At 33.3% G+C, this 6,004-nt stretch carries 5 protein-coding genes and 1 pseudogene; 1 reads left to right on the plus strand and 5 read right to left on the minus strand.

Annotation, left to right across the window (positions count from 1 at the left end; translation table 11 throughout):
* Position 1 precedes the first annotated feature (1 nt).
* On the plus strand, positions 2-391 hold the full coding sequence (gene dhaM, locus ACREVU_RS03950; protein WP_431550327.1) for a dihydroxyacetone kinase phosphoryl donor subunit DhaM: 390 nt from the start codon (positions 2-4) through the stop codon (positions 389-391).
* A 48-nt stretch (positions 392-439) separates the two neighbouring features.
* Here the strand turns inward: dhaM and ACREVU_RS03955 are convergent, their stop codons facing one another.
* The 5 genes and pseudogenes from ACREVU_RS03955 to ACREVU_RS03975 all read right to left on the minus strand — a co-directional run.
* Positions 440-856 carry a MaoC family dehydratase gene (locus ACREVU_RS03955; protein ID WP_431550328.1) on the minus strand — a complete coding sequence of 139 codons (417 nt, stop codon included), beginning with the start codon at positions 854-856 and terminating at the stop codon, positions 440-442.
* Positions 857-891: 35 nt separating this feature from the next.
* Complete coding sequence (locus ACREVU_RS03960) at positions 892-2,271, minus strand: GntP family permease (RefSeq protein WP_431550329.1); 1,380 nt, start codon at positions 2,269-2,271, stop codon at positions 892-894.
* A 76-nt stretch (positions 2,272-2,347) separates the two neighbouring features.
* Positions 2,348-3,895: an acyl CoA:acetate/3-ketoacid CoA transferase gene (locus tag ACREVU_RS03965; protein WP_431550330.1), complete on the minus strand. Its 1,548-nt coding sequence runs from the start codon at positions 3,893-3,895 to the stop codon at positions 2,348-2,350.
* Between the two features lie 250 nt (positions 3,896-4,145).
* Complete coding sequence (locus tag ACREVU_RS03970; RefSeq protein WP_431550331.1) at positions 4,146-5,504, minus strand: sigma-54 interaction domain-containing protein; 1,359 nt, start codon at positions 5,502-5,504, stop codon at positions 4,146-4,148.
* 309 nt (positions 5,505-5,813) lie between these two features.
* Positions 5,814-6,004: pseudogene (locus ACREVU_RS03975) on the minus strand (electron transfer flavoprotein subunit alpha); the annotation flags it as partial.

A 6,004-nucleotide genomic window follows, 5' to 3' on the forward strand; every position in this document is an offset into this window, starting at 1 on the left:
CATGGTAGGAGTTGTAATAATTTCACATAGTAGTAAAGTGGCAGAAGGAGTAAAGGAGCTAGCGCTTCAAATGGCAGATAATGTACCTATTGTAGCGGCTGGTGGAACTAGTGATAATGGACTAGGAACGGATATAGAAAAGATAATTTTAGCCATAAATGAGGTGTATTCAGAAGATGGTGTGGTAATACTATTTGACCTTGGTAGTGCATATATGAATGCACAAATGGCTATTGAAAGTCTTTCAGAGGAAATGCAGAAAAATGTAACTATTGTTGATGCGGCTCTAGTTGAAGGTGCTATTGTAGTAGCGGTAGAGAGTAGTATTGGTAAGAACTTAATAGAAATTCAAGGAGCAGTTAAGGATTTATGTCTTCATAAAATGCCATAAAACAAACAAAAACTGTATTGAAATTCCAATACAGTTTTTGTTTGTTTGCTATTTAGGTGGCATAACAGTTGCAATGCCTTTAAGAACAATAACACCATCTTGATTAGTACAGGTTGTACTAAGTTTCATAATGTTTTTTTCTTCCTTCTTTTCTATAACTTCAACCTCAGCTTTTATTGTATCTCCAAATCTTACTGGTGCTGTAAATTTAAGTTCTTGACCTAGATAAATGGTTCCTGGTCCAGGTAATTTCATACCCAGTACTGCTGATACGAAGCCTGCTGTGAGCATTCCATGTGCAATTCTGCCTTTAAACATTGTTGTTTCAGCTTCTCTTTGATTTATATGAGCAGGATTTAAATCACCTGTTATTCCTGCATAGAGATATACATCAGATTCACTTATAGTTTTTTCAAAGGAATCTTTATCACCAATATTTAATTCTTTCATAGTTAAACCTTTCATTAATAATCCTCCTCGTATTAATTTATTCCTATTTTTTATACAACACCCATAGATGCAAATATAATACATATCGCAGTAGCTATAAGTGGTATAACAACTGTACACATTCCTATATCTGCGTACGATGTTTTATGAGTCATACCAGTTATTCCTAGTAATGTTATTACAGCACCATTATGTGGAAGTGTATCAAGTCCACCGCAGGCAATTGCTGCTATTCTATGGAATACTTCTGGATTAATACCTAGAGCCTGAGCTTTTGCCATATAAGTTTTACCTAATATTCCAAGAGCAATACTCATACCGCCTGATGCAGAACCTGTTATACCTGCAAGAATACTAGTGGATGCTGCTAGCGAAATAAGAGGTGTTCCTGGTATAGCAAGTATCCCAGCTTGAAGTATAGCAAATCCTCCTAGTGTTTTAATAACGTTTCCATAACCAACTTCTGAGGAGGTATTTGCAATTGCAAGGAGTGAACCTATTGCCCCTTTATTTACTGTGTTGGTAATACTTTCAAGGTTTTTCCAAAATAATATCAAACTAATAACTATAGCAACAACTAATGCTGAAATTAAACTCCAGATACCTTTAACTGCTGCAATCTTTATTCCACCAAAATCTTTTAAGAATGTTCCATCCATTGTAGCAAAAACATACTTACCTAATAAATAATTAACAATTAGAACCAATAGTATTGGAGTTATAGCTAGTGCAAGTTTAGGTAATTTGGATAAATCAACTTCTTTTGTTGATTCCTCTTTATGATCTCCATATCCTTCACCTTTTGCCATAGCATTTTTTGCTCTTCTTGTAAGCCAAAGCATACCACCACCAAACATTACTGCTGTTCCTATAAGTCCTATAATTGGAGCTGCATAAGCATTTGTTCCAAAGAAAGGCATTGGAATAGCATTTTGTATTTGTGGTGTTCCTGGGAGTGCAGTCATTGTAAATGTAAAGGCACCAAGTGCAATAGATGCAGGTAAAAATCTTTTTGGAATATTAGCTTCTCTAAATAGTGCAGCTGCAATAGGATATACTGCAAAAGCAACTACAAATAATGAAACACCACCATAGGTTAATATTGCACAAGATAAAACTACTGCCAGGATTGCTTTATCTTTACCAAGCTTACTACTAATGGCATAAGCTATAGATTTAGCTGCTCCTGAATCGTCCATTATTTTACCGAATATTGCTCCTAGTAAGAATACCGGAAAATATGTCTTAGCATATGCTGCAAAATTAACCATGAAAACTTCAGTATAGTTAGCTAAAACATAGCTTTGTCCACTTTGAAACAAAACTGCGAGTATAGCTAAAACTGGTGCCAAAATAAGAACTGAAATTCCTCTGTAAGCCAAATACATTAAGAGTCCTAAAGAAATAATAATACCAATAAGTCCTATCATGATAGTTCCTCCCTTTAATTTAAATTATTTTATTTTATATTAACTTAAGAAATTCAATAAATACTTAGATTAAAATCTAAATGTTAAGTCCCATAGCTTTTTCCTCGAAAATTCTTTGGTCCATAAAAGTTAAATTCTCTGAAATTATTGGTTTAAAGTCCATATGGGCTAAGATATCTTTTTCAAGGTCAATACCTGGAGCAATTTCAGTAAGTACTAAGCCTTTATTAGTTAGTTTGAAAACAGCTCTTTCTGTAATATATAAAACTGGTTGTCCTATATCTACAGCATAATTTCCGCTAAATGTAATTTGCTCAACAGTTTTAATGAATTTATTAACTTTACCTTCTTGTAGTATATTTATGATTCCTTCTTGTAGAGCAATTTTTAAACCACCTGCTGTAAAAGTTCCACAGAAAACAACTTTTTTAGAGTTTTGTGTTATATTGATAAAACCACCACAACCTGCAATCTTGGGTCCGAATTTACTTACATTAATATTCCCACTCTCATCACATTGAGCGAGTCCTAAGAAGGCTATATCAAGACCTCCTCCATCGTAAAAATCAAATTGACTACTTTGATCTAGTATAATTTCAGGATTTACTGCAGCTCCGAAACTTAAACCACCAGCAGGCATTCCGCCAATTGGGCCTGACTCCAAAGTAAGTTTCATTTGATGACCAATACCTTCTTCATTTGCTACAATGGATATTCCTTCAGGAACACCTATTCCTAGGTTAGTAATGGCATTGGGAGTAAGTTCCATTGCGGCTCTTCTAGATATTATTTTTCTTTCATCTAGCTTTAAACCTATGAAATTATTTAAAGACATTTTTACTTCCCCAGTATAAGAGGGATTGTACTGCTCTGCAAAAGTTTGCATATGATTTTCAGGTTTTGAAATCACAATAGCATCTACAAGTATTCCCGGAATCTTAACCTTTCTAGGATCAAGTGAACCGTTTGCTACAACTTTTTCAACTTGAAGAATTACAATTCCACCAGAATTTTTAGCTGCTTGTGCCATAGATAGGCCGTCTAATGTTACAGCTTCTTTTTCCATAGTGGCATTTCCACTCTCATCTGCGTAAGTGGCTCTAATAAGTGCAACATTTATAGGAAAAGCTTTATAAAACAAGTATTCCTTGTTATCAATTTCAATAACTTCCACAATGTCTTCTTTTGTGATATCGTTTAACTTACCGCCGTCAATTCTAGGATCTACAAAGGTCTTCAAGCCTACATGAGTAATAGTGCCTGGTTTGCCTGCTGCAATATCTCTATATAGGTGAGAAATTACTCCTTGAGGAAGATTATAGGCCTGTATTTTATTTTCAATAGCTAGTTTGGCAAGTTTAGGAGCAAGTCCCCAGTGACCACCTACTACTCTTGAAACTAAACCCTCTTCGCCAAAATGATTCAAACCTTTTTCCTTTGAGTCTCCTTGTCCAGCTGCATATATTAGATTTAGACTGTTTGGTATTCCTTTTTTAACAAAAGATTCATTAATTTTTAAAGTTAATTCTTCAGGGTGACCGCAGCCGATAAATCCTCCCACTGCAACCGTATCTTTATTTTTAATTAATGCAATGGCATCGTCACTAGACATAATTTTTGTCATTTCGTTACCTCCTTTTATATTAGTGAAGCTTGTTAATAGTATGATTAGCAAATATCGTGCCAACAAAATGATACAAAAAAACGGCGCATTTGTGTAATTTCATTGTTTTTATACGATGATTTATGTAGTGAATATATGCCTATGTACGATATGAAGAACATGTTTTATGTAAACATTATCATCATGTACGAAAAAGCGAACTGTATTCTTGTGCTATAAGAATACAGTTCGCTTAAAGGAACATTTATTATTATATATTATGTTTCTGAATTTTTTCATATAAGCTTGTTCTTCCAATTTCAAGAATTTTTGCAGCTTTAGTTTTATTTCCATCGGAAGAATTAAGTGCATCTATTATAGCTTGTTTTTCTGCTTTAACCATAGTTTCTTGGAGACTTTTAATAACTTTAATTTCTTTCATTCCTGTAATTTCTTTCGGTAAATCTCCTGGAGAAATATAATTATTATCATCTATTATATTGATAGCTCGCTCTAATATATTTTCAAGTTCACGGATATTTCCTTCCCAATGATAATTTTTTAAAAAATATTCCGATTCTTTTGAAATACCTGCTGTTTTTTTATTTAAATCTTTAGTTATTTTTTTTACAAGATAATTGGCAATAAGCATAATATCATCTGCACGTTCACGTAGGGCGGGAATAGGAATAGTTACAACGTTTAATCTATAATAAAGATCTTGCCTAAAGTTGCCTTCATGCATAGCTTTTTCAAGATTTCTATTTGTTGCAGCTATTATACGAACATCAATTTTTTTACCTCCTGTGGAGCCAATTTTCTCCACCTCTTTTTCTTGTAGTACTCTTAATAGTTTAACTTGCATATGAAGTGGCATATCCCCAATTTCATCTAAAAATATGGTGCCTCCATCTGCTTGTTCGAACTTACCTATTTTACCTTCCTTTTTCGCACCAGTAAAGGCACCGCCTTCGTAACCAAAAAGTTCCGACTCTAATAGTCCAGTTGGAATAGCTGCACAATTTACTTTTACAAAAGGACCATATATACGCTCACTAGCCAAGTGTATGGCGTGAGCAAATAGTTCCTTACCTGTACCACTTTCTCCAAGTATAAGTACATTGGAATGAGTTTGAGCGGCTTTACGTGCTATAGATTTAGCAATGTGAATTTTTTCGCTCCCTCCTATTATGTCATCAAAAGTATAACTTGCAGTGTTCAATTGCTTTAAACGAGTTTTATAGGTTTCAAGTTCTTTTTCCATGGTTTTAATTTTGTTATAAAGATTATTTAGCTCTTTCACATTTCTAAATAAGACTTTCCCAATTGCACCAATAATTTTTCCGTTTTTAATTATGGGTATTCTGCTGGCAATCATGTAGCTTCCTTTTACCTTTTGTAATTGAGCAGTTTCCGTTTCACCTGTTTCTATAACTATGTGCATCCTTGTATTTGCTATAACCTCTGTAACGGGTTTCCCTACAGCATTTTCCTGAGAGATTCCTAGAAAGTCACAATATGAGTTGCTAATCATAGTGATGGTTGCATCTTTATCTATAATGACAATTCCATCATAAGCATTATCTATAACTGTTTTTAGTATCTCTACAGCATCTTTTTCAAAATCCATTATAAAATCAGCCCCCCCGCATTTATATTATGATCTAAAGTTAACTTTAATATTATTTTAGTTTATTTAAAGTGATTTGAATAGTAGGGAATATGTATTATTTGTAAATTATTTGTAGATTAGGTAGAAAACTTAAGAACTTTAATAAGAATTCTTATTAAATGAAGAATTTATAATAAAAAAAGCAATATTGCTGTATAAATACATCAAAATTGCTTAAACTTTCTATTCCTATAAATATTTTAAACTTACTCTAATACTAAATCTTAGTATCAGAGCAAGTTTAGTTTAATTAAAGCCATTCAGAAATTATTTATCCTCATTTAAGGAATTAATTTGAGCTACCATTTCTGGTATAACCTTCATCAAATCTCCAGCTATTGCTATATCTGCAACTTTCATGATAGGTGCTGTTGCATCTTTGTTTATAGCTATTATAAAATCAGAATCTTGCATTCCAGCTAAATGCTGAATTGCTCCTGAAATACCGCAAGCTATGT

Source organism: Clostridium sp. (assembly GCF_050717535.1).
Classification (GTDB): domain Bacteria; phylum Bacillota; class Clostridia; order Clostridiales; family Clostridiaceae; genus Clostridium_AD.